This is a genomic window from Streptomyces sp. NPDC006516 (assembly GCF_040611875.1).
GTDB lineage: Bacteria > Actinomycetota > Actinomycetes > Streptomycetales > Streptomycetaceae > Streptomyces.
This window is the reverse complement of sequence record NZ_JBEXPD010000001.1, coordinates 439959-464243: the sequence shown is the minus strand read 5'-3', so window position 1 is coordinate 464243 and position 24285 is coordinate 439959. Positions and strand designations below refer to the sequence as shown.

20 protein-coding genes, 1 tRNA gene and 1 pseudogene are annotated in these 24285 nt (G+C 71.1%); 12 read left to right on the top strand and 10 right to left on the bottom strand.

All coding sequences use genetic code 11. From position 1 onward, the window contains the following. The first annotated feature begins 112 nt into the window (after positions 1-112). Positions 113-186: transfer RNA gene (locus ABZY45_RS01990), tRNA-Gly, on the top strand. Positions 187-286: 100 nt separating this feature from the next. Here the strand turns inward: ABZY45_RS01990 and ABZY45_RS01985 are convergent. Both ABZY45_RS01985 and ABZY45_RS01980 read right to left on the bottom strand, forming a co-directional pair. Continuing rightward, positions 287-634: a DUF1330 domain-containing protein gene (locus ABZY45_RS01985; protein WP_356735118.1), complete on the bottom strand. Its 348-nt coding sequence runs from the start codon at positions 632-634 to the stop codon at positions 287-289. A gap of 226 nt (positions 635-860) precedes the next feature. Beyond that, entirely contained in the window at positions 861-1055 is a 195-nt protein-coding gene (locus ABZY45_RS01980; RefSeq protein ID WP_307127038.1) for a hypothetical protein, read from the bottom strand. A 489-nt stretch (positions 1056-1544) separates the two neighbouring features. On the opposite strand from ABZY45_RS01980, the gene ABZY45_RS01975 reads away from it, so the two are divergent. After that, entirely contained in the window at positions 1545-2708 is a 1164-nt protein-coding gene (locus ABZY45_RS01975; protein WP_356735116.1) for an acyltransferase family protein, read from the top strand. A gap of 48 nt (positions 2709-2756) precedes the next feature. On the opposite strand, the gene ABZY45_RS01970 is transcribed toward ABZY45_RS01975, so the two are convergent. Then, complete coding sequence (locus tag ABZY45_RS01970) at positions 2757-3257, bottom strand: HD domain-containing protein (protein WP_356735114.1); 501 nt, start codon at positions 3255-3257, stop codon at positions 2757-2759. Positions 3258-3419: 162 nt separating this feature from the next. Here ABZY45_RS01970 and ABZY45_RS01965 point away from each other — a divergent pair, with 162 nt between their 5' ends. After that, the gene (locus tag ABZY45_RS01965; protein WP_356735112.1) at positions 3420-4598 is read left to right on the top strand and encodes a cation:proton antiporter; all 1179 of its coding nucleotides are present in this window, start codon (positions 3420-3422) and stop codon (positions 4596-4598) included. Between the two features lie 255 nt (positions 4599-4853). Here the strand turns inward: ABZY45_RS01965 and ABZY45_RS01960 are convergent, their stop codons facing one another. Further along, complete coding sequence (locus ABZY45_RS01960; RefSeq protein WP_356735110.1) at positions 4854-5999, bottom strand: PP2C family protein-serine/threonine phosphatase; 1146 nt, start codon at positions 5997-5999, stop codon at positions 4854-4856. A gap of 105 nt (positions 6000-6104) precedes the next feature. Here ABZY45_RS01960 and ABZY45_RS01955 point away from each other — a divergent pair, with 105 nt between their 5' ends. Continuing rightward, on the top strand, positions 6105-7337 hold the full coding sequence (locus tag ABZY45_RS01955) for a GNAT family N-acetyltransferase (RefSeq protein ID WP_356735108.1): 1233 nt from the start codon (positions 6105-6107) through the stop codon (positions 7335-7337). A 19-nt stretch (positions 7338-7356) separates the two neighbouring features. On the opposite strand, the gene ABZY45_RS01950 is transcribed toward ABZY45_RS01955, so the two are convergent. Both ABZY45_RS01950 and ABZY45_RS01945 read right to left on the bottom strand, forming a co-directional pair. Then, complete coding sequence (locus ABZY45_RS01950) at positions 7357-8178, bottom strand: DNA-formamidopyrimidine glycosylase family protein (RefSeq protein ID WP_356735106.1); 822 nt, start codon at positions 8176-8178, stop codon at positions 7357-7359. A 73-nt stretch (positions 8179-8251) separates the two neighbouring features. Continuing rightward, positions 8252-8740, bottom strand: a complete 489-nt coding sequence (locus ABZY45_RS01945) for a ribose-5-phosphate isomerase (RefSeq protein WP_356735104.1) — start codon at positions 8738-8740, stop codon at positions 8252-8254. Between the two features lie 250 nt (positions 8741-8990). Here ABZY45_RS01945 and ABZY45_RS01940 point away from each other — a divergent pair, with 250 nt between their 5' ends. After that, positions 8991-10430, top strand: a complete 1440-nt coding sequence (locus ABZY45_RS01940; RefSeq protein ID WP_356735102.1) for an amino acid permease — start codon at positions 8991-8993, stop codon at positions 10428-10430. 90 nt (positions 10431-10520) lie between these two features. After that, positions 10521-11828 (top strand): FAD-dependent oxidoreductase, encoded by a 1308-nt coding sequence (locus tag ABZY45_RS01935; RefSeq protein ID WP_356735100.1) that lies wholly within the window; start codon positions 10521-10523, stop codon positions 11826-11828. On the opposite strand, the gene ABZY45_RS01930 is transcribed toward ABZY45_RS01935, so the two are convergent. Beyond that, complete coding sequence (locus tag ABZY45_RS01930) at positions 11809-12402, bottom strand: biotin transporter BioY (RefSeq protein WP_356735098.1); 594 nt, start codon at positions 12400-12402, stop codon at positions 11809-11811. The two genes, ABZY45_RS01935 and ABZY45_RS01930, sit on opposite strands and share 20 nt — an antisense overlap. Positions 12403-12665: 263 nt before the next feature. Between ABZY45_RS01930 and ABZY45_RS01925 the strand changes: the two genes are divergently transcribed. The 5 genes and pseudogenes from ABZY45_RS01925 to ABZY45_RS01905 all read left to right on the top strand — a co-directional run bounded on the left by ABZY45_RS01925 (position 12666) and on the right by ABZY45_RS01905 (position 17757). Beyond that, positions 12666-14111 carry an amino acid permease gene (locus ABZY45_RS01925; protein ID WP_356735096.1) on the top strand — a complete coding sequence of 482 codons (1446 nt, stop codon included), beginning with the start codon at positions 12666-12668 and terminating at the stop codon, positions 14109-14111. A gap of 118 nt (positions 14112-14229) precedes the next feature. Continuing rightward, on the top strand, positions 14230-15645 hold the full coding sequence (locus ABZY45_RS01920; RefSeq protein ID WP_356735094.1) for an amino acid permease: 1416 nt from the start codon (positions 14230-14232) through the stop codon (positions 15643-15645). Positions 15646-15681: 36 nt separating this feature from the next. After that, the gene (locus ABZY45_RS01915; protein ID WP_356735092.1) at positions 15682-16329 is read left to right on the top strand and encodes a CatB-related O-acetyltransferase; all 648 of its coding nucleotides are present in this window, start codon (positions 15682-15684) and stop codon (positions 16327-16329) included. 8 nt (positions 16330-16337) lie between these two features. Continuing rightward, a pseudogene (locus ABZY45_RS01910) lies at positions 16338-16990 on the top strand (glycerophosphodiester phosphodiesterase family protein); the annotation flags it as partial. Positions 16991-17115: 125 nt separating this feature from the next. Beyond that, positions 17116-17757 carry a superoxide dismutase gene (locus ABZY45_RS01905; RefSeq protein ID WP_124276476.1) on the top strand — a complete coding sequence of 214 codons (642 nt, stop codon included), beginning with the start codon at positions 17116-17118 and terminating at the stop codon, positions 17755-17757. Positions 17758-17893: 136 nt separating this feature from the next. Here the strand turns inward: ABZY45_RS01905 and ABZY45_RS01900 are convergent, their stop codons facing one another. The 3 genes from ABZY45_RS01900 to ABZY45_RS01890 form a co-directional block, all read right to left on the bottom strand. Beyond that, on the bottom strand, positions 17894-19363 hold the full coding sequence (locus ABZY45_RS01900; RefSeq protein WP_356735089.1) for an aminotransferase class V-fold PLP-dependent enzyme: 1470 nt from the start codon (positions 19361-19363) through the stop codon (positions 17894-17896). Beyond that, complete coding sequence (locus ABZY45_RS01895; protein ID WP_356735087.1) at positions 19353-20726, bottom strand: MFS transporter; 1374 nt, start codon at positions 20724-20726, stop codon at positions 19353-19355. The genes ABZY45_RS01900 and ABZY45_RS01895 overlap by 11 nt, the downstream gene beginning before the upstream one ends. Positions 20727-20870: 144 nt before the next feature. After that, positions 20871-21521: a DsbA family protein gene (locus ABZY45_RS01890; protein ID WP_356735085.1), complete on the bottom strand. Its 651-nt coding sequence runs from the start codon at positions 21519-21521 to the stop codon at positions 20871-20873. 133 nt (positions 21522-21654) lie between these two features. Between ABZY45_RS01890 and pepN the strand changes: the two genes are divergently transcribed. Then, a complete protein-coding gene (gene pepN, locus ABZY45_RS01885; protein ID WP_356735083.1) occupies positions 21655-24243 on the top strand; it encodes an aminopeptidase N in 2589 nt (862 codons plus the stop codon). The last annotated feature ends 42 nt before the right edge of the window (positions 24244-24285 follow it).

The following is a 24285-nucleotide window of genomic DNA, read 5'->3' as shown; positions in this document are numbered from 1 at the left end:
CAAGGCCGTCACACGGCACAGCGATACGGGTGTGCGCGCACCTTCCCGGAACCGCTACGATGCTGTGCGTACCGAGATCCGCCGGGCCTTCCCGACCGGTTCCGCGGTGCTTGCGGGCGTAGCTCAATGGTAGAGCCCTAGTCTTCCAAACTAGCTACGCGGGTTCGATTCCCGTCGCCCGCTCCAACGGCTCAGGGCCGGGTCCGAGAATCTTCTCCGGATCCGGCCCTGGGTGTTTTCGTGACGCCTCTCACCTGCGGGCCCCCGAGGGCGCGACGCCGGCCGGCTACGCGGGAGGCACCGCGTCCCGCACCGCCCGGGCCGAGGCGGCCGGGTCGTAGCCCTCGGGAACACCCTCGACGAGGATGATGTCGCCCTCGATGTGGCGCGAGCGCAGCGGCGCGATCTCCTGGTACGCGGGAGAGTCCCACCAGGCGCGCGCCTCGGCGATGCCCGGGAAGGCGAGCACCACGACACTCCCCGGCCAGGCTCCCTCCTTCACCTCGTGCTGCGCGAAGTGCACCAGGAAACGGCCCCCGTGCGCCGCGAACGTGGCGGGGAGCCGCTCGACGTATTCGGCGATTTCCGGGTGCGGCGCGGCGTCCTGCAGGTGAGCTATCGCATAGGCGGTCATGGCGTCCTCCGGTCGGCTGGGCTCCGTCGAGCCGGAGCATGGCACGTCCGCGTACCGGGTTCGATTACCCCAGGGGTAAGGGCCGCCGCCCGGCGGGGAGGCCCGGCCCGCCGCGGGAACGGCCGTGCCGGAGAAGGGCGTTCGGGATGCTCGCGCACCCGTACCCCGCCCGTGCGTGTGACCCGACGGGCTGCCGCCTGCCGGGCCGTGCGCTTCCGCGCGGCTCTCAGAAGCTGATCTGGTTGATCGTTTCCGCTATCGAGTTCATGAATCTGTTGATCGACGGCGCCATGCCCGTCGAGGCCAGGAAGAACCCGAAGAGCACGGCGACCACCGCCGGCCCTCCCTTGAGGGACCCGCCGCGGATCAGCACCACCAGGACGATCCCCAGCAGAAGCACCACAGACAGTGAAATGGCCACGACTGATCACACCCTTGGTCGGTCCGCCTTGCCGGCCCGGTGGCATGCGGCCCGGCACACCTCCGTCGCGTCCATCGTGCCACCAACTCCCCTGCACCTGCTGCCGGGTGATGGCGGGAAACAACCGGATCACGCCAACCTCGCGCCCGCGTGCGCCCGGTGCGGCGCAGGCGCGAACGCCTTCCCCCGGGGCCTGGCACGGGCACGGCGGGGCGTGCGCGAAAACTGTGCGCCCGCTGTGTGCGCGGCAGTTCGAATAATCGCCGGTGTGATCGTTTCCATATCCCCACACTTCATTCACAGCGATTTACGAGGAGTTCGTGCGACGAAATTCACTCTCACCAACCACCCGCCGATATGCCCCATTTAAGGGGGATGAATGCCTACGTAACGGGCAGTTGTCGGTAGTTTCGTTTTCGAATCAGCGGGAACACGCGATATCTCTTGAGAGATTTACGCATACCGATCAACGGGTCTAAGGTGCATGAGATGTCCAAAGCTCCGAGCGATATTCAGAGGGCCCCGATCACCCCCGAGAGCAGGGAGGCGGAGCCCAGACACGAGCGGACCCCGACGGCCTCGGGGGCGCCGTCCACGGTCACGAAGGCCGCTCCGGCCCGCACCCCGGCGCCTGCTCCGGCCAAGCGCCGGGACGCGTACTTCGACAACGTGAAGTACCTCGCGATCGTCCTCGTCGCCGTGGCCCACGCCTGGGAGCCGGTGATGGACGGCAGCCGCACGACCCGCGCGCTGTACATGGTCGTCTACACCTTCCACATGCCCGCCTTCATCCTCGTCTCCGGTTATTTCTCGCGGTCGTTCGACATGAGTCCGGCCAAGGTGAAGCGCCTGGTCACCGGGGTTGTCGTGCCCTACGTGCTCTTCGAGACCGCCTACTCGCTCTTCAAGCGGTACGCGGGCGGCGTGGACGACACCCCGATCACCCTGCTCGACCCGCTGTTCCTCACCTGGTTCCTGATCGCTCTCTTCATCTGGCGGGTCACCACCCCGCTGTGGCAGTCGCTGCGCCACCCGCTCCCGGTCGCCCTCGCGATCGCGGCGCTCGCCTCGGTGACGCCGGGCATCACCGACGACCTGGACCTTCAACGCATCTGCCAGCTCCTGCCGTTCTTCGTGCTCGGCCTGCTGATGAAGCCCGAGCACTTCCAGATGATCCGGCGGCGTGAGGTACGGATGCTGTCCCTGCCGCTGGCCGCAGGGGCCCTGCTCTTCGCCTACTGGGTCTCCCCCCGCATCGGGCTCGGCTGGTTCTACCGCAGCAACAGCGCCCAGGAGATGGACTTCCAGTGGTGGGCGGGACCCGTGATGACCCTCGCCATGTTCGCCTGCGCTCTGCTGCTCACTGTCGCGTTCCTCGCCTGGGTGCCGCGCCGCCCCATGTGGTTCACCGCGCTGGGCGCCGGAACGATCTGCGGCTATCTGCTCCACGGCTTCCTGGTGAAGGGCGCCGGCTACTACGGCCTGTTCGACCGCTACGAGTGGCTCACGAGCCCCGTGGGGCTGGTCGTCGTCTCGCTCGTGGCCGCCGTGGCCGTGACGCTCCTGTGTGCCCCGCCGGTGCGGCGCGTACTGCGCTTCGCGACCGAGCCGGACATGAAGTGGGCGTTCCGCCGGAGCCCCGCCGGGCGCTGAGGCTGTCCGGATCGGCTCCCTCCCGGCGGGGACGGCGCCGTCCGGGGGTCAGCCCTCGGCGGGGTTGGCCGGATCCCGCCGGTCGGTGGGCCTCCGACCTCCGTCGAGCCCCAACAGCCCGCGTACCAGCGCATATTTCTCGGCCAGCCGGGTACGGATCGCCGGCTCCAGGACCGCGAGCCGGTCCGGGTCGGCGTTGTGCGCCAGATCCGACTCCTTGATCAGCAGCGCTCCGGGCGTGGCGAGAATCCGCCCGGTGTACGCGAAGAGGTCCTCGCCGTCCCGCTTGGTGACGGCGAGGACCATTTCTTTGACCGGCCGGGGCAGCGGCGCCTCGTCCAGCCACTGCGGGGAGAGCACGCCGTCCTCGACCGCGTCGTGGAGCCAGGCGGCGGCCATCTGATCCTCGCTGCCCCCACGCAGCCGTACGCCTTCGGCGACCGCGGCGAGGTGCTCGGCGTACGGCCGGCCCGCCTTGTCGGTCTGGGCGCGATGGGCCTCGCGGGCGATCGTCTCCACCTGGGCCAGGGTCAGATACGAGGTCGGCATGGGGCGACTGTACGCGGCCCTCCCCCGCCGCCCGACGTGTCCTCGAAGGGTCCACGGGAGCACAGGTAATCGTTCGGTAAACTAATTACTGACGATTCCTTGACGCACTCTTGACCCAACGAAGGAGACGGGCTCATCGGACACGCAGACACGCTCATCGCCATGGGAGGCGCGTTCCTCGCCGCTGCCGTTCTCGCCCGCGTGGGCGGCCGTATCGGACTGCCGACCATCCCCTTGTTCATCCTCGCCGGGATCCTTCTCGGCCCGCACACGCCCGGGGTCGTCCTCCTCGACGATCCTCACGACCTGGAGATGCTCTCCGCGCTCGGTCTGGTGCTGCTGCTCTTCTACCTGGGGCTCGAGTTCCATCTCGACGACCTGAAGAAGGGCGGGCGCAAGATGGCGCTCGCGGGCGGCACCTATCTCGCCCTCAACGTCGGCGCGGGCCTCGGCTTCGGCTTCGCGCTGGGCTGGGGCACCTCGGAAGCGCTCGTGCTCGCGGGTGTGCTCGGCATCTCGTCGTCGGCCATCGTCACGAAGGTCCTGGTCGACCTCGGCCGGATCGGCAATCCGGAGACGCGGCCGATCCTCGGCATCATCGTCGTCGAGGACGTCTTCCTCGCCCTGTACCTGGCGGCACTGCAACCGATCCTCTCCGGCGCAGACAGCCTCGGCGCGGCGGTGCTCGACGGCGGGAAGGCCTTCGGCTTCCTGCTGCTGCTCGCCCTGATGGCCCGGTTCGGCACGAAGCTCGTCGGCAAGCTGATGAACACCAAGGACGACGAGCTCCTCGTCATCTCCTTCCTCGGCGTCGCCGTCTTCATGGCCGGGGTCTCGGAGTGGTTCGGGGTCGCCGACGCGATCGGCGCCTTCATGGTCGGGCTGATGCTGGGCAGCACCACCTCGGGCCCTCGCATCCTGAAGCTGGTCCACCCCCTGCGGGACGCGTTCGGCGCGATCTTCTTCTTCGCGTTCGGGCTGTCCATCAACCCCGGTGACCTGCCGAGTGTCGTGTGGCCGGTGCTGGCTGCCGTCGCGGTGACCGTGGCGATGAACGTCTTCGCCGGGATGGCCACGGCGAAGATCTACACCTTCGGCCCGAAGGCCACGGCGAACATCTCCACCACCCTGCTGGCGCGCGGCGAGTTCGCGCTGATCCTCGCCACGATGGCGGCGGGCGCGGGGCTGGACGAACGGCTCTCGCCCTTCATCGCCGGATACGTCCTCCTGCTCGCCGTGCTGTCGCCCCTGGCGGCCGGCCGCTCGCACTGGCTCGCCAGGATCCTGCCCGGAGGGCGCTCGCGGGACCAGGAGCCCGAGAAGGAGCCGGTGCCGGTCTGAGGCACCGTGAGGCCCGGGTGCGCGGGGCAGGGCCCGCGCACCCGAGAGGCTCACGACGGAGCGGAACCCGCGGTCTCGGAACAACTCACCGGGGGCAGAACACGGACTCCCGGAACGGCTCACCGGGGGCGAGAACAGGGACTCCCGGAGCAACTTGCGGCGGGGCAGAACCGGCGCACCCGGCACACTTCACGTTCGGGTGACTGGTGGACGCCCTGGTTGACGTCCGAGCGGTTTGTGCCGCTTCCGTACGGTTCAGGCGCGGCGGGACAGCAGCAGGAGCGCGCGGTCGTCGTTGACGTCCTTCGCGCAGGCCTCGATGAGGTGCCAGGCCGCGCCCTCGAAGCCGGTGGCGACATAGCGGTCGGCCTCGCCCGTCAGCCGGTCGATGCCGTCGGACATGTCCCGGTCGGAGGCCTCCACCAGTCCGTCCGTGAAGAGCATCAGGACGTCCCCGGGCGCCAGCGAACCCTTCACCGCGTCGAACTGCGCGCCGTCGTACACCCCGAGGAGTGGTCCCTCGGCTGCCTTCTCCTCCCACCGACCGCTGCCCGCGTGCAGTTGCAGCGCGGGAGGATGTCCGGCCGAGAGGAGCTCGTAGTCGCCCGACTCCAGGTCCAGGACGAGGTGGATGGAGGTGGCGAAGCCCTCGTCCCAGTCCTGGCGCAGCAGATAGCCGTTGGCCGCGGGCAGGAAGCCGTGCGGCGGCAGGGAGCCCAGGAGGCCGCCGAAGGCTCCGGACAGCAACAGGGCGCGGGAGCCCGCGTCCATGCCCTTGCCGGAGACGTCGGTGAGCACGACCTCCAGGGTGCGCCCTCCGTTGGTACGGGCCGCGACGACGAAGTCACCGGAGAACGACTGGCCGCCTGCGGGGCGCAGGGCCATCTCCCGGTGCCAGCCGTCGGAGAGCGGTGGCAGCGCGCTCTGCACCCGGATCCGTTCGCGCAGGTCGAAGAGCATCGTGCCGCCGCGTCGCCACGGCACCCCGACCCTGGCCCGGAACTGGGCGAGCACCAGCCCGAAGAACCCGCAGGCGGCGACGACCAGGACGGTGCCGGGCGTGACCCGGGCGGGCCCCTCCGCGTACGGCCCCAGGGCGATGGACTCCACGATGAGGGCCGCGGCGGCGGTCGCGTAGAGGCTGAGGAGACTGGCCGGCCGCAGCAGCAGACCGCCCGCGACGATCGGTAGGGCCAGGGCGGCCGGTGAGCACCAGACCGGGTTCAGCAGAGTGATCCAGGTGATCACCGGAATGACGACCAGCAGACCGGCCAGGGCTATCCAGTCGGACCCGTCACCGCGGAAGTAGTCGACGCCGGAGCGGCGCAGCGCGATACGCGCCCGGTGCGCCGATCTGCGCCACCGGGCGGTGTAGGTGTCTGCTCCTCCGCGACGTGCCATTGTCGGGACCTTATCCACCCGGAGGCCTCCGGTGCAGGGGGACCCGGTGACAATGTGTTCGAGACCGGAGTCGCCCGGATGGCGGAGCGCTGGTAAGCAGGGCACATGACCACTGAACTGCGGGCACTGTCCGCCTCGGAATGGGACTCCTGGTTCGGCTGCGTCGAGTTGGCCTTCGGCGGCGTCCCCTTCCCCCCTGAGAGCCGCGAGATGTACGCCGCGCTGGCCGAGCCGCACCGGTCCCTCGGCCACTGGGACGGAGCGGACTGCGTGGGGACGGCCGGGGCGTACAGCTTCCGGCTGACCGTGCCCGGCGGGGCCGCCGTGCCGGCCGCGGGCGTCACGGCGGTGAGTGTCGCCGCGACCCACCGCCGACAGGGCCTGCTGACATCGATGATGCGGCGCCAGCTGGAAGACGTCCGTTCCTGGGGCGAGCCGGTCGCCGTGCTGCTGGCCTCGGAGCCCGGCATCTACGGACGGTTCGGGTACGGGGCCGCCACCGCGGAGATGAACCTGCGCGTCGACACCTCCCGGGTCGGCCTGACGCTGCCCCCGGGGACGGACGAGGTCCGGGTGCGCAGGTCGTCACCGGAGCAGGCCCTCGACGCCTGTGAGGCGGTCTACGCGCGGCTGGCGGCGGACCGGCCCGGCACCCCGCTGCGGCAGCCCGGCTGGGAGCGGGTGCCCGTGAACGACCCCGAGAGCCGCCGGCACGGCGGCTCCCCCTTGCAGTGCGTCCTCGCGGAGCGGGACGGCGGTGTCACGGGGTACGCCACGTTCCACCTCAGGCCCGCCTGGGACGACGCCGGTCCACGGGGCACGGTGGCGGTGCGTGACCTGGCGGCGCTCGACCCCGCTTCGTACGCGGCCCTGTGGCGCTTCCTGGCCGGGGTCGACCTGACCTCGTTCGTCGAGTGCCGCAACCGGCCGGCGGACGACGCCGTGCTCCGGCTGGTCTCCGACGTCAGGCGCTGCGACGTCCGGCTGCGGGACGGGCTGTACGTGCGCCTGGTCTCCCTGGACGCGGCCCTGGAGGCGCGTGCCTACCGGGCCCCGGTGGACGTGGTGCTGGAGGTGGAGGACGCCTTCTGCCCCTGGAACGCGGGCCGTTGGCGGCTGACCGCCGGTGCGCAGGGCGCGCCCACCTGCCGCCGGACGGCGGACGAGCCCGAACTGGCGCTCTCCGCGAACGAGTTGGGGGCCGCTTATCTGGGCGGGGTGTCACTGACGACGCTCGCGGCGGCCGGGCTGGTGCGGGAACTGCGGCCCGGCGCGCTGGCGAGGGCCGCCCTGGCCTTCTCCTCGGACGTGCAGCCGTGGTGCCCGCACGGCTTCTGACGGGTGTCCCCCGGCCCGGCTACCGGCCCGTGGCGGAGGGCTGGCAGCCGGGGCACCAGAAGAGGTTGCGCGCGGCCAGGTCCGCCGTGCGGATCTCCGTACCGCAGATGTGGCAGCCCTGCCGGGCCCGCCGGTAGACGTACACCTCGCCGCCGTGGTCGTCGACCCTCGGAGGGCGGCCCATCGCCTCGGGGAGGTGCTCGGGGCGCACGGTGTCGATCCGGTTGTTCCGCACGCCCTCGCGCATCAGCACGCCGAGGTCGGCCCAGATCGCGTCCCACTCGCCGCGCGTGAGGTCCTTGCCCGGGAGGTACGGGTCGATGCCGTGCCGGAAGAGGACCTCGGCGCGGTAGACGTTGCCGACGCCCGCGACGACCTTCTGGTCCATCAGCAGAGCCGCCAGCGTCACACGGCTGCGCGAGATCCTGCGCCAGGCCCGCTCGCCGCCCTCGTCGGCCCGCAGCGGATCCGGACCGAGCCGGTCGTGTATCGCGCGCTTCTCGGGGCCGGTGATCAGGGCACAGGTGGTGGGACCGCGCAGGTCGGCGTGGTGGGCGTCGTTGAGCAGGCGCAGCCGGACGGTGTCGGTGGGCGGCGGGGCCGGGGTCGTGCCGAAGCCCAGTTTGCCGAAGAGGCCGAGGTGGACGTGGACCCAGGCGGCGCCCTCGAAGCCCAGGAAGAGGTGCTTGCCGTGGGCGTCGACGCCGGTGAGGGTCCGGCCGTCCAGCAGCGCCGCGCTTCCGGCGAACTTGCCCTGCGGGCTGCTCACCCGCACGGGGCGGCCCGCGAAGCGCTCGTGGTGGTCGGCGGCGAGGCGGTGGATCGTATGCCCCTCGGGCACGGCGTGTCTCCTGGAAACGCGCTCGTGCCGCCGGGCGGTACCCGGCGGCACGAGGGAAGCGGGTGCGGGCCGGTCAGCCCTGCTGCGGGTGGTGGGCCGGGATCGGAGGGAGTTCGCCGGTGCTCTCGTACGCCGAGAGCATCTCGATGCGGCGGGTGTGGCGCTCCTCACCCGAGTACGGGGTGCCGAGGAAGATCTCGACGAACTTGGTGGACTCCTCGACCGTGTGCATCCGGCCACCGATGGCCACGACGTTGGCGTCGTTGTGCTCACGGCCGAGCGCGGCGGTCTGCTCGCTCCAGGCGAGTGCGGCGCGTACGCCCTTGACCTTGTTCGCGGCGATCTGCTCGCCGTTGCCCGAGCCGCCGATGACGATGCCGAGGCTGCCCTTGTCCGCAGCCGTCCGCTCGGCGGCGCGGAGGCAGAACGGCGGGTAGTCGTCCTGGGCGTCGTAGATGTGAGGACCGCAGTCGACGGCCTCGTGGCCGTGGGCCGCGAGCCACTCAACCAGGTGGTTCTTCAGTTCGTAGCCAGCATGATCGGAGCCGAGGTACACGCGCATGGTGCGAAGTGTGGCACGGACCGGACCGGGTAGCCGTCAGCGGGGTCGGGAGCCACAGGCCTTTCCCGGGGCCGGCCGGGATCCGGGGCTGTGCGCAATGCCACTCGGGCAACGATCGGGTCAAGGAACCGGATGAAGGGGTTCCGCTTCTGGTGTCGTTCGGGCTTGAATGCGTGGCCTTGCCCTCGCACCACCCCCGCCGAGGGCATGAACCCGACACACATGATCAGAAAACGTAAGGATTCGATCCATGACGTCGCAGACGACTGTGGCTGATCCGGGCCACCAGCCCGGCGAGCCCGGCAAGCCGGATGCCCCCGACGGGCTTCAGGCCGGTCTCAAGAACCGCCACCTCTCGATGATCGCCATCGGCGGTGTGATCGGAGCCGGCCTCTTCGTCGGCTCCGGCGCCGGTATCGCCGCCGCGGGACCGGCCATTCTCCTGTCGTACGCGCTGGTCGGCCTGATGGTCGTCTTCGTCATGCGGATGCTCGGCGAGATGGCCGTCGCCCGGCCGAGTTCCGGCTCCTTCTCCGCCTACGCCGACCGGGCCCTGGGCCGCTGGGCCGGTTTCTCCATCGGCTGGCTGTACTGGTTCTTCTGGGTCGTGGTGCTCGCCGTCGAGGCGACGGCGGGTGCCAAGATCCTGGAGAGCTGGGTCCCTGGTGTACCGCAGTGGGCGTGGGCCCTGATCGTCATGGTCGTGCTGACCGCCACCAACCTGGTCTCCGTCGGCTCGTACGGCGAGTTCGAGTTCTGGTTCGCCGGGATCAAGGTCGTGGCCATCGGCGCCTTCGTCGTCGTCGGGCTGCTCGCCGTCTTCGGCGTCCTGCCGGGTTCGGACGACGCGGGGTCGGGCCTGGCCCACCTCACGGACACCGGAGGGTTCTTCCCCGAAGGACCCGGGGCCATCCTCACCGGTGTGCTGATGGTCGTCTTCTCCTTCATGGGCAGTGAGATCGTCACCCTGGCGGCCGGTGAGTCCGAGGACCCGCGGCGCGCCGTCTCCAAGGCCACCAACAGCGTGATCTGGCGTATCGCCATCTTCTACCTCGGCTCGATCTTCATCGTCCTCACCCTGCTGCCGTGGAACGACCCGTCGATCGTCGAGGACGGTTCGTACGTCGCCGCGCTGAACGTCATCGGCATCCCGCACGCCGGCCAGGTCATGGACGTCATCGTGCTGACGGCCGTGCTGTCCTGTCTCAACTCCGGCCTCTACACGGCCTCGCGCATGGCCTTCTCGCTGGGGCAGCGGGGAGACGCGCCCAAGGCCTTCTCCCGGGTGAACAAGCGGGGCGTGCCGCAGGCGGCGATCCTGTCGTCCGTCGTGTTCGGCTTCGTGGCCGTGTTCTTCAACTACCAGTGGCCCGACACGGTGTTCGCCTTCCTGCTGAACTCCTCCGGCGCGGTGGCCCTGTTCGTCTGGCTGGTCATCTGCTTCACCCAGCTGCGGATGCGCGGCATCATCCTGCGCGAGTCGCCCGAGAAGCTCGTCGTCCGGATGTGGCTCTTCCCGTATCTGACGTGGGCGACGATCGCGATGATCTCGTTCGTCCTCGTCTACATGCTGACCGACGACGCCGGGCGCGAGCAGGTGCTGCTCTCGCTGCTGGTCGCGGCCCTGGTCGTGAGTGTCTCGCTGATCCGTGACGCCCGCAGCAGGAAGGCGGCGGCGCCGGTCGAGTGACCGGCACGCATACCTGACGGCCGATGTCAGGTTTACCCGGGAGGCTCTCCCTCGCCCCGCGATCCCGCGAGCGAACGGAGAGCCTTTCCCATGACCACGCACACCCCGCCCGATAGTTTCCAGACCGCCTTCACGCTGGCCCCCGAGCGCGTCGTCGAGCCCGTGGGGCCCGTCGGCGTGCGGGAGGCCGTACGGGACGCGGCCTCGCGCGGGCTGCGCGTCGCCGTCCACGCGACCGGGCACGGGCTGCCGGGCCCGGTGGAGGGCGGGGTGCTGATCAGCACGCGCCGGATGGACGAGGTGGAGGTGGATCCGCTCCGCCGCACCGCACGGATCGGGGCGGGCGTCACCTGGGGCCGGGTGATCGCCGCCGCGGCCCCGCACGGGCTCGCCCCGCTGAACGGCTCGTCCCCCGGCGTCGGCGCCGTCTCGTACACCCTGGGCGGCGGGCTGGGCATCCTGGCCCGGGAGTTCGGCTACGCCGCCGATCACGTCCGCTCGCTGGACGTGGTGACCGCCGACGGCGTCCTGCGCCATGTCACCCCGGACGCCGAGCCCGAGCTCTTCTGGGGGCTGCGCGGCGGCGGCCACCGGCTGGGCGTCGTGACAGGGCTGGAGATCGGCCTGGTGGCCGTGGAGCGGCTGTACGGCGGTTCACTCGCCTTCGACGGGGAGGCGGCCCCCGAGGTGCTGCGGTCCTACCTGGAGTGGACCCGGACCGTGCCGGACACCTGCACCTCCTCGGTGGCGGCACTGCGCTGTCCCGACGCACCGCAGCTCCCGGAGCACCTGCGCGGCCGGTACGTGGTCTCGGTGCGCGTCGCGTACACCGGCCCGGCGGAGCGGGGCGAGGAGCTGGTGGCGCCGCTGCGCGCCGCAGGGCCGGTGCTCTCGGACTCGCTGCGGGAGATGCCGTACACCGAGAGCCACACGATCCACAGCGACCCGCCCTTCCCGCACGCCTACTACGGCGAGGGCCTGATGCTCCGCGACCTGGACGCGGGGGCCGCCGTCCGGGTCCTGGAGCTGACCGGCCCGAAGGCGCCGATGATGACGGTCGTGCAGCTCAACCACCTGGGCGGCGCGCAGGCCGCCGCGCCCGCCCACGACAGCGCGGTGCCGTACCGGGAGGCCGGTTTCCTGCTGCGGCTGCTCTCGCCGCTGGACGGTACGGACGTGACGGCGGTACGGGCGCTGTACGCGAAGGTGGCCGGGGCGACGGCCCCGTACGACCTGGGCCGCTCGCTCAACTTCTCCTTCGGCGGCGGGGACCGCGCGGAGTCCTACCAGGCCCTGCACGAGCCCCGGACACGCGAGAGGCTCGCCGGTCTGGTGTCGCGATACGACCCGGCGAGCCTCTTCGGTGGTGCCTACGGCGTCAGCCGCGACGCCCGATGAGCTTCCAGGAGGCGGGCAGCGCGCCCATGGCCAGCGCTGCCTTGAGGGCGTCACCCACGAGGAACGGCACCAGGCCGGCCGCGACGGCGGCGCTCATCGACATGCCGGTGGAGAGCGCCAGGTAGGGCACGCCGACCGCGTAGATGATCAGGGAGCCGACCGCCATCGTGCCCGCGGTGCGCAGGACGGAGCGGTCGCCGCCCCGCCGGGCGAGGCCACCGACGACCGTGGCGGCGAGCAGCATGCCGAGGACGTAACCGAACGACGCGCCGCCGGGGCCCGAGGAGCCCTCCGAGAACCACGGCATGCCGGCCATGCCGACGAGCGCGTACAGGGCGAGGGAGAGGAAGCCGCGCCGGGCGCCGAGGGCGGTGCCTATGAGCAGCGCGGCGAAGGTCTGGCCCGTGACCGGGACCGGGGAGCCCGGGACCGGCACGGCGATCTGGGCCGCGATGCCGGTGAGGGCCGCGCCGCCGACGACCAGCGCCGTGTCCACGGCGTAGCGGTGGCGGACCGCGGGCAGCAGGTCGGCGAGGACCGCTCCGGAACGGATGGGGGCGGCAGCAGTGCTCATCGGGACTCCGCGGGTGAGATCGGCAGGACAGGGACGGACTGAGGGTGACGTTAGCCGACGGGGCCTCGCCCGATCACCATCAGCCGCCCACAAAGCGGCGGTTGAGGGCTTAGTGGGGTTCGAACAAAGACGGGTACGCAATCACCGGTCGGCGTGACGCTGGTCACTGAGGTGAGGGTGGACCCTGCTCTGCGTTCGAAGGCGGGCGCCCGCGCATGAGACTGTAGGTTCCCCATAAATGTTCCGAGAGTGATCCTCAGCCCATGCACGACGCGTCTCCCCCCACGCACCCCTCCGCGCCGTCCGGACCCCCGGCATCCGGACCCCCGGCGTCCGGGCCGCTGCCGTCCGAGCCCCTGGCTCACGGGCTGAAGCAGCGCCATCTGACGATGCTCGGCCTCGGGGGCGTGATCGGCGCCGGGCTCTTCGTGGGCTCCGGCGCCGGGATCGCGGTCGCCGGGCCGGCTGTCGTGGTCTCCTACCTGCTCGCGGGCACGCTCGCGATGCTCGTGATGCGGATGCTCGGCGAGATGTCGGCGGCGATGCCGGCGTCCGGCTCCTTCTCCGTGCACGCGGAGCGTGCGCTGGGCCGTTGGGCCGGTTTCAGTGTGGGCTGGCTGTACTGGTTCATGCTGGTGGTGGTCCTCGCCGTGGAGGCGACGGCAGCCGCGCGGATCGCCCACTCCTGGGTCCCCGCGGTGGATCAGTGGCTCTGGGTGCTCCTCTTCATGGTGGTGTTCACCGCGGCCAACCTCACGGCCGTGAGGAACTTCGGCGAGTTCGAGTTCTGGTTCGCCGCGCTCAAGGTCGCCGCGATCGTGCTCTTCCTGGGGCTCGGGCTGCTGGCCGTGTTCGGCCTGCTCCCGGACACCGGTGCGGTGGGGCTTACCAACCTCACCGGCCAGGGCGGCTTCCTGCCGAACGGCTGGGACGGGGTGGTGTCCGGTGTGCTCACCGTGGTGTTCGCCTTCGGTGGACTGGAGGTCGTGACGATCGCGGCCGCCGAGACCGACGACCCGGCGCGTGCGGTGGGGCGCGCCGTGCGCAGTGCGGTGGTGCGCATCCTCTTCTTCTACGTCGGTTCCATGCTCGTGATCGTGACCGTGCTGCCGTGGACCGCGCAGCAGGCGGGACTCAGCCCGTATGTGAAGGTCCTGGATTCGATCGGGGTGCCGTCGGCCGGGCAGATCATGAACATCGTGGTGTTCGTGGCACTGCTCTCGGCGCTCAACGCCAACCTGTACGGCTCCTCGCGGATGGTCTTCTCGCTGGCCGAGCGCGGCGAGGCCCCGCGCGGACTGCTGAAGGTGTCGCGTGGAAGGGCCGGCGGGGGCGGGGTTCCCCGGCGGGCGGTGCTGGCCTCGGTGGCGTTCGGCTTCGTCTCGGTGCTGCTGAATCTGAAATGGCCCGACACGGTCTTCCTCTACATGCTCAACTCGGTCGGCGCGGTCCTGCTGTTCGTCTGGGGGCTGATCGCCGCCTCGCAGCTGCGGCTGAGACGGCGGCTGGAGCGTGAGGCGCCGGGCGCGCTGACGCTGCGGATGTGGTGTTTCCCGTATCTGACCTGGGCGACCCTGGCCGGATTGCTGGCCGTCCTGCTGCTGATGCTCACCGACGAGGCGGCCCGCCCCCAGGTGCTGTGGTCGGCGGGGGCCACCGGTCTCGTCCTGTTCGTGGCGGCCGTACGGGAAGTGCGGGCCGGGCCGTAGGCGGGTGAGCACCTTGTGTGAGCCTGGTGACCGTATAGCGGACAGACGTTCCCCGTGGCCGGTACTCGTGCCCAGACTGTGGGCGACCCCTGTCCCGACCAGTGAACAGAGCCTGTCCATGTCCCGGACCTCCGCGCCGCCCCCCACGGACGCAACCGCTCCCGCCGCCGACTCCGCGCTCACCCACGGACTCAAGCAGCGCCATCTCTCGATGATCGCCCTGGGCGGTGTGATCGGGGCCGGGCTGTTCGTCGGTTCGGGTGCGGGCATCGCCGCGGCGGGCCCCTCGATCGTCGTCGCCTACGCCATCTCCGGGCTGCTGGTCATGTTCGTGATGCGGATGCTCGGCGAGATGTCGGCGGCGAACCCCGCGTCCGGCTCCTTCTCCGTCCACGCGGAACGGGCGATCGGGCCGTGGGCCGGTTTCACCGCCGGGTGGTCGTTCTGGGTGCTGCTCTGTGTCGCCGTGGGCCTGGAGGGCATCGGCGCCGCGCAGATCGTGACGGGCTGGCTCCCGGGCACGCCCGAGTGGGCCTGGGTGGCCCTGTTCATGCTGATCTTCCTCGGCACGAACCTGGCCGCCGTGAAGAACTTCGGCGAGTTCGAGTTCTGGTTCGCCGCGCTCAAGGTCGCCGCGATCGCGCTGTTCCTGGTCCTCGGCGTCCTCGCGATCCTCGGCGTGCTGCCGGGCACGGACTCCCCGGGCACCGCGAACCTCACCGGCGACGGCGGCTTCATGCCGAACGGTTCCGAGGGCCTCATCATCGGCCTGCTCGCCTCGGTCTTCGCGTACGGCGGTCTGGAGACGGTCACCATCGCGGCGGCCGAGTCGGAGAACCCGGTGCGGGGCGTCGCCAAGGCCGTGCGTACGGCGATGTGGCGGATCGCCGTCTTCTACATCGGCTCGATGGCCGTCATCGTGACCCTCGTGCCCTGGGACGACCCGAAGGTCGCCGAGGTCGGCCCGTTCTACGCGATGCTCGACCACCTCGGCATCGGCGGCGCGGCGGAGATCATGAACGTGGTCATCCTGGTCGCCCTGCTCTCCGCGATGAACGCCAACATCTACGGCTCCTCGCGCATGGCCTGCTCCCTCGTCGCCCGCGGTCAGGGCCCGAAGATCCTCGGCAAGGTCTCCTCCGGTGTCCCGCGCAACGCCGTGCTCGCCTCCTCCGTCTTCGGCTTCCTGTGCGTGCTGCTCAGCTACTGGCGGCCCGACGACGTCTTCCCGTGGCTGCTCAACATGATCGGCGCGGTGATCCTGGTCGTCTGGATCTTCATCGCCGTATCCCAGCTGATCCTGCGCAAGCGGCTGGAGCGGGAGGCCCCGGACCGGCTCGTCGTCCGTATGTGGCTCTTCCCGGGCCTGACCGTCGTGGCGCTGGTGGCCATGATCGGCATCTTCGTCCTGATGCTGCGCCAGCCGGACACCCGCGACCAGTTGCTGGCCACGGGCGCGCTGACGGCGGTGCTGATCGTGATCGGCCTGGTGCGGCAGAAGCGGGCGGAGCGCGTGACCTCGGCCGAAAACTGAGTGCGTGCGGCACGGTCGCTCTGCGAGGGTCCGGGCATGAGTCCTCTCCCCGCAGACCCGACCGTGCTGCACCCGATGCCCGGACAGCCGCGGGTGGTGCAGCTCGCACCGCTGGTCACGTCCCCGCTCATCGAGGTCGGCGCGTATTCGTACTACGACGATCCCGATGACGCGACCGCCTTCGAGACCCGCAACGTGCTGTACCACTACGGTCCGGAGAAGCTCGTCATCGGCAGTTTCTGCGCGCTGGGGACGGGGGTGCGGTTCATCATGAACGGCGCCAACCACCGCATGGACGGCCCGTCCACGTTCCCTTTCCCCACCATGGGCGGCTCCTGGGCCGACCACTTCGACCTGCTGACCGGGCTGCCGAACCGGGGCGACACGGTGGTCGGCCACGACGTGTGGTTCGGCTACCGGGTGACGGTGATGCCGGGCGTGCGGATCGGGAACGGCGCGATCATCGCGGCGGGCTCCGTCGTCACGTCCGACGTACCGGACTACGGCATCGTCGGCGGCAACCCGGCGAAGCTGCTCCGCACCCGCTACGACGAGAAGGACATCGCCCGCCTCCTCGCCGTCGCCTGGTGGGACTGGCCGGCCGAACACCTCACCGAGCACATCCGCACCGTCATGTCCGGCGGCGTCGACGACCTGGAAGCGGCGGCGCCTCAGCGGGGCTGAGCGCCGAGGAGCTGAAGACCCCGCGCGCGGTGGAGCGGTTGCCCCTGGTCCGCAACCGCAACACCGTCTTCGACGGCCGTGAGCAGGTCATGACCCTCCAGGAGGTCGTAGACCTGGCCCGCGCCCTCTCGAAGGAGCACGGCCACCGGATCGCGGTCTTCCCGGAGACGAAGCACCCGGCCTACTTCCGCTCCGTCGGCCTCCCACTGGAGCCGGAACTGATCCGGGTCGTCCGGCGGAACCGGCTGACCGCCCACGACTGCGTCGTCCAGTCCTTCGAGCCGTCCAGCCTCCGCGAGGTCGCCGAGGCGAGTCTCGGCCTCCCGCTGTGGCAGGCACTGGGCACGAGCGGCGGGCCGTACGTCACCCGGCGTCGTACAAGGACATGATGACGCCGGCCGGGCTGCGCGAGATCGCCGCCTACGCCCGGTGGATCGGACCGGACAAGTCCTCGCTGGTTCCCCCGTCCACCCTGCCGGCCGACGCGCACGCGGCGGGGCTGAAGGTCGGGGCCTACACCTTCCGCGCCGAGAACCAGTACCTGCCCGCGGCCTACCGGAAGGGCACCGCGCCGAACGACTTCGGTGACGCTTTCGCCGAGTACGCCTTCCACTTCGGGCAGGGCGTGGACGCCGTCGTGACGGACTTCCCCGATGTGGCCGCGAGCGCGCGACGCTCTCGGGAACCAGGACCAAAGGCTGATCACCTTCGGACCTTCCTCCTGCTAGCCTGCAATTGCGAAAGACTTGCAACAACAACCAGGCAGCAGTTGGAGGGTTCGAACCCATGGCCACGTACACGCTTCCGGAACTCCCGTACGACTACGCGGCGCTCGAACCGGTCATCAACCCGCAGATCATCGAGCTCCACCACGACAAGCACCACGCGGCGTACGTCAAGGGGGCGAACGACACCCTGGAGCAGCTGGAAGAGGCCCGCGACAAGGAGGCCTGGGGCGCGATCAACGGCCTCCAGAAGAACCTCGCGTTCCATCTCTCCGGGCACATCCTTCACTCGATCTACTGGCACAACATGACCGGTGACGGCGGCGGCGAGCCCCTCGCGGCGGACGGTGTGGGCGACCTGGCGGACGCGATCGCCGAGTCCTTCGGCTCGTACGCCGGCTTCAAGTCCCAGCTGACGAAGGCCGCCGCGACCACGCAGGGCTCCGGCTGGGGCGTCCTCGCCTACGAGCCGGTCAGCGGCAAGCTGATCGTCGAGCAGGTCTACGACCACCAGGGCAACGTGGGCCAGGGCTCCGTGCCGATCCTGGTGTTCGACGCCTGGGAGCACGCCTTCTACCTGCAGTACAAGAACCAGAAGGTCGACTTCATCGAGGCGATGTGGCGCGTCGTCAACTGGCAGGACGTGGCGAAGCGCTACGCCGCCGCCAAGGAGCGCGCGGACGTGCTGCTGCTCGCTCCCTGACGCCCAGAGCGTCCTGCCTCGTGATCGTCTTCTCAACCTTCACCCGGCAGGCGGATGAAAGGAGAGCCCTCGCGAGGACCTGACTCGCGGGGGCTCTCCCATGCCCTGGCCGGAGCTGCTCCGTTCAGGGCCGGGCTCAGATCCGGAAGACGGAGCCGAGGAACTCGGAGAGCAGCCGCTCCTTGAGCGCACCCGGCAGGGCGTCCAGCAGGACCAGTACGGGTGCCATCCGGTCCGGCAGCCCCGCTCCCTCGCCGAGCCCCGCGAAGGCCAGGACCGCCGCCACCTCGTCCGGTCCGAGGGCCTCGGGGTCCAGCCCGGCGGCGAACGCGGCGAGCGCGGGGTCCACGGTGACCGGCTCCAGGGCGCGCGCCTTCTCCAGGGCGGTCGCGAGGTCGGCGAGCAGCGCGTCGACCTGGCCGACCGTGGCGGGCGTCAGCGTGAGGTGGAGGTTGGGCGGAAGACCTTCGAAGGAGAGCTGCGGCTGGAGGTACCAGCCGAGTGCGCGCATCTCGTCGGCGAGATGGAGGAGCAGGCCGAGGTCGGCGGTGCCGCCCTCGGCCCGGGCGACGGTGAAGGAGACCAGCCCTGCGGCGGGTTCGCCGAGCACCCGTACGCCGTCACTCGCCCGCAGCCCCGCCAGCAGCCGGTCCGACGCGTCGGCGACCCGGCCCGCGAGCGCGGTGTAGCCCTCCTCGCCGACGTACCGGAGGACCGCCCAGGCCTGCGCCAGCAGACCACCGGACTTGGTGCCCTGCACGGTCGGGTTGACGACGGGGTAGCCGGGCCAGCCCGCGTGCGCGAAGTACTGGTGGCGGCGCAGGCCGGCGTCGCGGTACAGGACCACCGAGGCGCCCTTGTCGGCGTACGCGTACTTGTGCAGATCCACGGAGAGCGAGGTAACCCCGGGCACGGACAGGTCGAAGGGCGGGACCTCCCGTCCGGCGCGCCGGAGGTGGGGCAGGATCCAGCCGCCGATGCAGGCGTCGACGTGGCAGAGCACTCCCCGGGCGGCGGCCGCCCCGGCGATCTCGGCGACGGGGTCGACCACTCCGTGGGCGTACGAGGGGGCCGAGGCGACGGCCAGCACCGTGCGGGAGGTGATCGCGGCTGCCATGGCTCCGGCGTCGGCGCGGAAGGTGCGGGGGTCGACGGGGACGACGACGGGCTCCACGGCCAGATAGGCGGCGGCCTTGTGGAAGGCCGCGTGTGCGGTGGAGGGCAGCAGCAGCTGTGGCTCGGTGATGCCCCGCTCCGCCCTGGCGTGGTCGCGGGCCGTCTTGACGGCCAGCAGGATGCTCTCGGTGCCGCCGCTGGTGAAGGTGCCCTGGGCGCCGGGGGCACCGAGCAGGGCGGCCACCGCGCCGACCACGTCGTTCTCCAGCCGGGCCACGCTCGGAAAGACCGTGGGGTCGAGCCCGTTGACCGTGGCGAAGGCGGTGTACGCCTCGGCGGCCAGCTCGTCGAGGCCCTCCAGCCCGGCGTCGTAGACGTAGGCGAAGGTGCGGCCCCCGCGGGTGGGCGCGTCCGCCGCGCGCAGGGCGCGGAGTTCGGCGAGCACCTCGCGGGCGCGCCGGCCGTCGGGGAGGGCGGGTTCAGTCGGCACGTGCGGGCTCTTCCTGGAGAGGGCGGGGCGGGGTGGGGGCGGCGCCGTAGCGGTGCAGCAGCAGGAGACTCGCGGCGGCGATGACGGCGGGCAGCACGCTCATCCCGGCGGTGATGCCCGTGAGCGCCGCCGCCGGCTGGTCCGCCTGGTGCGCGGCGTCGGAGGAACGGAAACCGGTGACGGCGAGCACCAGGGCGAACACCCCCGCGCCCAGGGCGAAGGCGAGGGTCTCCGCCGCGGTCCACAGCCCGGTGAAGGTCGCGGCCCGGCGTCTGCCGGTGACGGCCGCGTCGGCGGCCAGCGTCTCGGCGAGCATGGTGAGGGGCAGCAACTGCAGCCCGGCGTAGGCGATGCCGACGAGGCCGACCGCCGCGTAGCCGATGGCCGGGCCGGCGGCCCCGGTGAAGGCGAGGAGCACCGCCCCGGCGGTGTAGAGGAGCGACGCGCACCACTGGGCGTACGTCACGCCCTTGCGGCGGGCGAGCCGGTTCCACAGCGGCATGAAGAGGACCAACGGGCCGATCAGACAGGCGAACAGCGGGGTCACCGCGTCCGCCGAGCCGAGGGTGTACGTCGCGAAGTACTGGACGCCCGCGAGCATCACGCCGATGGCGAGCGCCTGCAAGGTCCACATCCCGGCGAGGTGGAGGAACGGCGTGCTGGACCGGGCGGCGGCGAGCTGCGCGCGGAGTGAGGATTCGGCCTCGCTGCGGGCGGCGGCCGGGGCGCGGCGGGTGGCGAGCCACGCGCCGAACATGCCGACGGCCAGCAGGACGGCGACGACCGCGCCCATCAGCCGGTAGCTCTCCGGGGTGTCCCCGTCGGCGTGGGCGATCGCGGGTGCCAGCGCGCCGGAGAGCAGGATGGCGACGCCGAGGAACCCCACCCGCCAGCCGAGGACCCGGCCGCGTTCGTGCGGGTCCTCGGTCATCTCCGCCGGCATGGTCACGTACGGCACCTGGAAGACGGCGTAGGCGGTGGCGGCCAGCACGAACAGGACCGCGACATAGCCGGCCGCCCCGGCGCCCCGCAGCGGCGGCGCGGCGAAGATCAGCGCGAAGAGCGGGGGCAGGGTGCAGGCGCCGATCAGCAGGAACGGCCTGCGCGGGCCGCCACGCAGCCGGCTGCGGTCGGAGAGCGCGCCGACCAGGGGGTTGATCAGGACGTCCCAGGCCTTGGGCAGGAAGACGGCGGCTCCCGCGACGGCTGCGGGCACGGCGAGGACGTTGGTGAGGTAGTAGAGGAGGATCAGGCCCGGCACGGTCGCGAAGGTGCCGGTGCAGAGCGAGCCGAGCCCGTAGCCGATCCGCACGGTGCGCGGCAGGGGCGGGGCCGCGTGGTTGTCCGAACCGGCCGCTGGCATGGGCAGATCCTGAACGATGTTCATCTTTTCGGCAAGACCCCGGCCGCCCGTGACACATGACCGCCACACGGCGGGCGGGGCACGGCCGCCCCGCCCGCGGCAGGCGCGGGTCGGTCGCAGACGGGTCTCTGCGCGCGGGGCCGGTCAGTCGAAGATCGGGCCCTGCGTGCGCGTCCGCTTGATCTCGTAGAAGCCTGGGATCGAGGCCACCAGCAGGGTGCCGTCCCAGAGCTTCGCCGCCTCCTCGCCCTTGGGGGCAGGGGTGACGACCGGGCCGAAGAAGGCGATCTGCTCGCCGTCGGCGCCGGGCACTGCGATGACCGGCGTGCCGACGTCCTGGCCGACCTTGTCGATGCCCTCCTGGTGGGAGGCGCGCAGTTCCTTGTCGTACGCGTCGGAGTCGGCGTACTCCAGCAGGTCGGCCGGCAGGCCGACGTCCGCCAGGGCGCCCGCGATCGCCTCGCGGGTGGGGCCCTCCCCGTTGTTGTGGATGCGGGTGCCGAGCGCGGTGTAGAGCGGGCCGACGATGTCGTCGCCGTGCTTCTGCTGGGCGGCGACCACGACCCGGACCGGCGCCCATGCCTTGGTGCGCATCATGTCCTGGTACTCCTCCGGCAGCTCGTCGAGCCGGGGCTCGTTCAGGACGGCCAGGCTCATCACGTGCCAGCGCACCTCGACGTCGCGGACCTTCTCCACCTCCAGCATCCAGCGGGAGGTCATCCAGGCCCAGGGGCAGAGCGGGTCGAACCAGAAGTCGGCCGGGACCTTGGCGGCGGCCGTGCTGTTCTCGGGCATGTCTCTCCTCATGAGGTCGGTCTGCACCTGTGAGCCGGAACACCACGGGGCCCTCCGGCCATTCCCGTGCACCGGCGCCGGAGGGTGCATGGGAGGATCGAAGGTCTTCGAACGAGACACAAAGGAGTGCTCCGTGCCCGGTGAGAACCTGTCCCGCGACGAGGCCCGCGAAAGGGCCGAGCTGCTGACCGTCGACGGTTACGAGGTCGCGCTCGACCTCCGCTCCGCCGTCGGTGAGCCCGACGGGGGCGACGAGGCCGGTCCGCGCACCTTCCGCTCGCAGACCACGATCCGCTTCCGTGCCGCCCGTGCCGGCGCCTCGACCTTCGCCGATCTGCTGGCCCCGGCTGTGGACGCGGTGACCCTGAACGGCAAGATCCTGGACCCCGCGGCCGTCTTCGACGGCACCCGTATCGCGCTGGAGGACCTCGCCGAGGGCGACAACGTCCTGGTGGTCGACGCGCGGTGCGCGTACAGCAGGACGGGCGAGGGCATGCACCGCTTCGTCGACCCGGAGGACGGCGAGGTCTACCTCTACACGCAGTACGAACCGGCCGACGCCCGCCGCGTCTTCGCCAACTTCGAGCAGCCCGACCTCAAGGCGCCCTACCGCTTCGAGGTGACGGCTCCCGAGGGCTGGCGGGTCTGGAGCAACGGCGAGGAGGAGTCCCAGGAGGGCGAGGTCCACCGCTTCGCGGAGACGAAGCCGATCTCGACGTACATCACGGTGGTCGTCGCGGGGCCGTACCACTACGTGAGCGACCTCTACACCCGGACCTTCGACGACGGTACGAAGCTGGAGGTCCCGCTCGGCGCGATGTGCCGGAAGGGACTCGCGCGGCACTTCGACGCGGACGACGTCTTCCTGATCACCAAGCAGGGCCTGGACTTCTTCCACGACCACTTCGACTACCCGTACCCCTTCGGGAAGTACGACCAGGCGTTCGTGCCCGAGTACAACCTCGGGGCGATGGAGAACCCGGGCCTCGTCACCTTCCGCGAGGAGTACATCTACCGCGGCAAGGTCACCTCGGCCTCGTACGAGCGCCGCGCCAACGTCATCCTGCACGAGATGGCGCACATGTGGTTCGGCGACCTGGTCACGATGCGGTGGTGGGACGACCTGTGGCTGAAGGAGTCCTTCGCCGACTTCATGGGGACCTTCTCGATGGTGGAGGCCACCCGTTTCACCAACGGCTGGATCACCTTCGCCAACAACCGCAAGGCCTGGGCCTACCGCGCCGACCAGTTGCCGTCCACCCACCCGATCACGGCCGACATCCGTGACCTGGAGGACGCCAAGCTGAACTTCGACGGCATCACGTACGCCAAGGGCGCGTCGGTGCTGAAGCAGCTCGTGGCGTACGTGGGGCGGGACGCGTTCCTGGAGGGCGCGCGGCGCTACTTCAAGCAGCACGCGTACGGCAACACGCAGCTGGGCGACCTCCTCTCGGTGCTGGCCGAGACCTCGGGCCGGGACATGACGGCCTGGTCGCGCGCGTGGCTGCAGACGGCGGGGGTCAACGTCCTGACGCCGGTCGTGTCGTACGGCGAGGACGGCCGGATCGCGGAGCTCGCCGTGACGCAGGAGGCCGCGGCCTCCCACCCGGAGCTGCGGCCCCACCGGGTCGCCGTGGGTCTCTACCGGCTGTCCCCCGAGGGTGAGCTGGTGCGGTACGCCCGCGCCGAGACCGATGTCGCGGGTGAGCGGAGCGTGGTCACGGAGCTGGCGGGTTCCGAGAGGCCCGACCTGGTCCTGGTCAACGACGACGACCTCACGTACTGCAAGATCCGCTTCGACGAGGGGTCCCTGGCCACCCTGCGCGAGCACCTCGGTGACATCACCGACCCGCTGGCCCGTGCGCTGTGCTGGTCCGCCCTCTGGAACCTGACGCGTGACGCGCTGCTGCCGGCCCGGGACTTCGTGGCCCTGGTGCTGTCGTCCGCCGGCCGCGAGTCGGACATCGGCGTGCTCCAGATGCTGCACGCCTGGGCGCAGTCGGCCCTGGTGCACTACGCCGCGCCGGCCTGGCGCGAAGAGGGCGGCAGGGCGCTGGCCGAGGGCGCGCTGGCGGAGCTGCGCCGCGCGGAGCCGGGCAGCCAGCACCAGCTGACGTGGGCCAGGTTCTTCGCCGCGGTCGCGGAGAGCGAGGCGGACCTCCAGCTGCTGGCCGGGCTGCTCGACGGCTCCGCCGTGATCGAGGGCCTGGACGTCGACCAGGAGCTGCGCTGGGCGTTCCTGTCGCCGCTGGCCTCCCACGGCGTGGCCGACGAGGCGGTGATCGACGCCGAACTCGCCCGGGACGACACGGCGTCCGGCAAGCGCCACCACGTGCGGTGCCTGGCATCCCGGCCCTCGGCGGCGGTCAAGGCCCAGGCGTGGGCGGCGGTCGTGGAGTCGGACAAGCTGTCCAACGCCCTGGTGGGGGCGACGATCGCCGGCTTCGAACAGCCCTCGCAGCGGGAGTTGCTGGCGCCGTACACCGCCTCGTACTTCGAGGCGATCGAGCGGGTGTGGGCCGAGCGCTCCATCCAGATCGGCATGGACGTGGTCAAGGGTCTCTTCCCGGGGCTCCAGGACGACCCCGCGACCCTCACCGCGACGGACGCGTGGCTGACCTCGCACCCCGAGGCCGCACCGGCACTCCGGCGGCTGGTCCTGGAGGCCCGGGACGATCTGGCACGGGCGCTGCGGGGGCAGGAGCGCGACGCGGCGGCGTGAGATTCCGGCGCACGCCCCGCACAACCGTGCGGGGCGTGCGCC

What these genes read in the sequence shown, in the direction of transcription:
- ABZY45_RS01940 (WP_356735102.1), top strand. Translation starts at nt 8,991, where the DNA reads ATGACGTCGCAGACGACTGTGGCTGATCCGGGCCACCAGCCCGGCGAG.
- ABZY45_RS01930 (WP_356735098.1), bottom strand. Translation starts at nt 12,402, where the DNA reads ATGAGCACTGCTGCCGCCCCCATCCGTTCCGGAGCGGTCCTCGCCGAC.
- ABZY45_RS01935 (WP_356735100.1), top strand. Translation starts at nt 10,521, where the DNA reads ATGACCACGCACACCCCGCCCGATAGTTTCCAGACCGCCTTCACGCTG.
- ABZY45_RS01925 (WP_356735096.1), top strand. Translation starts at nt 12,666, where the DNA reads ATGCACGACGCGTCTCCCCCCACGCACCCCTCCGCGCCGTCCGGACCC.
- ABZY45_RS01960 (WP_356735110.1), bottom strand. Translation starts at nt 5,999, where the DNA reads ATGGCACGTCGCGGAGGAGCAGACACCTACACCGCCCGGTGGCGCAGA.
- ABZY45_RS01955 (WP_356735108.1), top strand. Translation starts at nt 6,105, where the DNA reads ATGACCACTGAACTGCGGGCACTGTCCGCCTCGGAATGGGACTCCTGG.
- ABZY45_RS01890 (WP_356735085.1), bottom strand. Translation starts at nt 21,521, where the DNA reads ATGCCCGAGAACAGCACGGCCGCCGCCAAGGTCCCGGCCGACTTCTGG.
- ABZY45_RS01970 (WP_356735114.1), bottom strand. Translation starts at nt 3,257, where the DNA reads ATGCCGACCTCGTATCTGACCCTGGCCCAGGTGGAGACGATCGCCCGC.
- ABZY45_RS01975 (WP_356735116.1), top strand. Translation starts at nt 1,545, where the DNA reads ATGTCCAAAGCTCCGAGCGATATTCAGAGGGCCCCGATCACCCCCGAG.
- ABZY45_RS01895 (WP_356735087.1), bottom strand. Translation starts at nt 20,726, where the DNA reads ATGCCAGCGGCCGGTTCGGACAACCACGCGGCCCCGCCCCTGCCGCGC.
- ABZY45_RS01985 (WP_356735118.1), bottom strand. Translation starts at nt 634, where the DNA reads ATGACCGCCTATGCGATAGCTCACCTGCAGGACGCCGCGCCGCACCCG.
- ABZY45_RS01945 (WP_356735104.1), bottom strand. Translation starts at nt 8,740, where the DNA reads ATGCGCGTGTACCTCGGCTCCGATCATGCTGGCTACGAACTGAAGAAC.
- ABZY45_RS01915 (WP_356735092.1), top strand. Translation starts at nt 15,682, where the DNA reads ATGAGTCCTCTCCCCGCAGACCCGACCGTGCTGCACCCGATGCCCGGA.
- ABZY45_RS01965 (WP_356735112.1), top strand. Translation starts at nt 3,420, where the DNA reads ATGGGAGGCGCGTTCCTCGCCGCTGCCGTTCTCGCCCGCGTGGGCGGC.
- ABZY45_RS01920 (WP_356735094.1), top strand. Translation starts at nt 14,230, where the DNA reads ATGTCCCGGACCTCCGCGCCGCCCCCCACGGACGCAACCGCTCCCGCC.
- ABZY45_RS01905 (WP_124276476.1), top strand. Translation starts at nt 17,116, where the DNA reads ATGGCCACGTACACGCTTCCGGAACTCCCGTACGACTACGCGGCGCTC.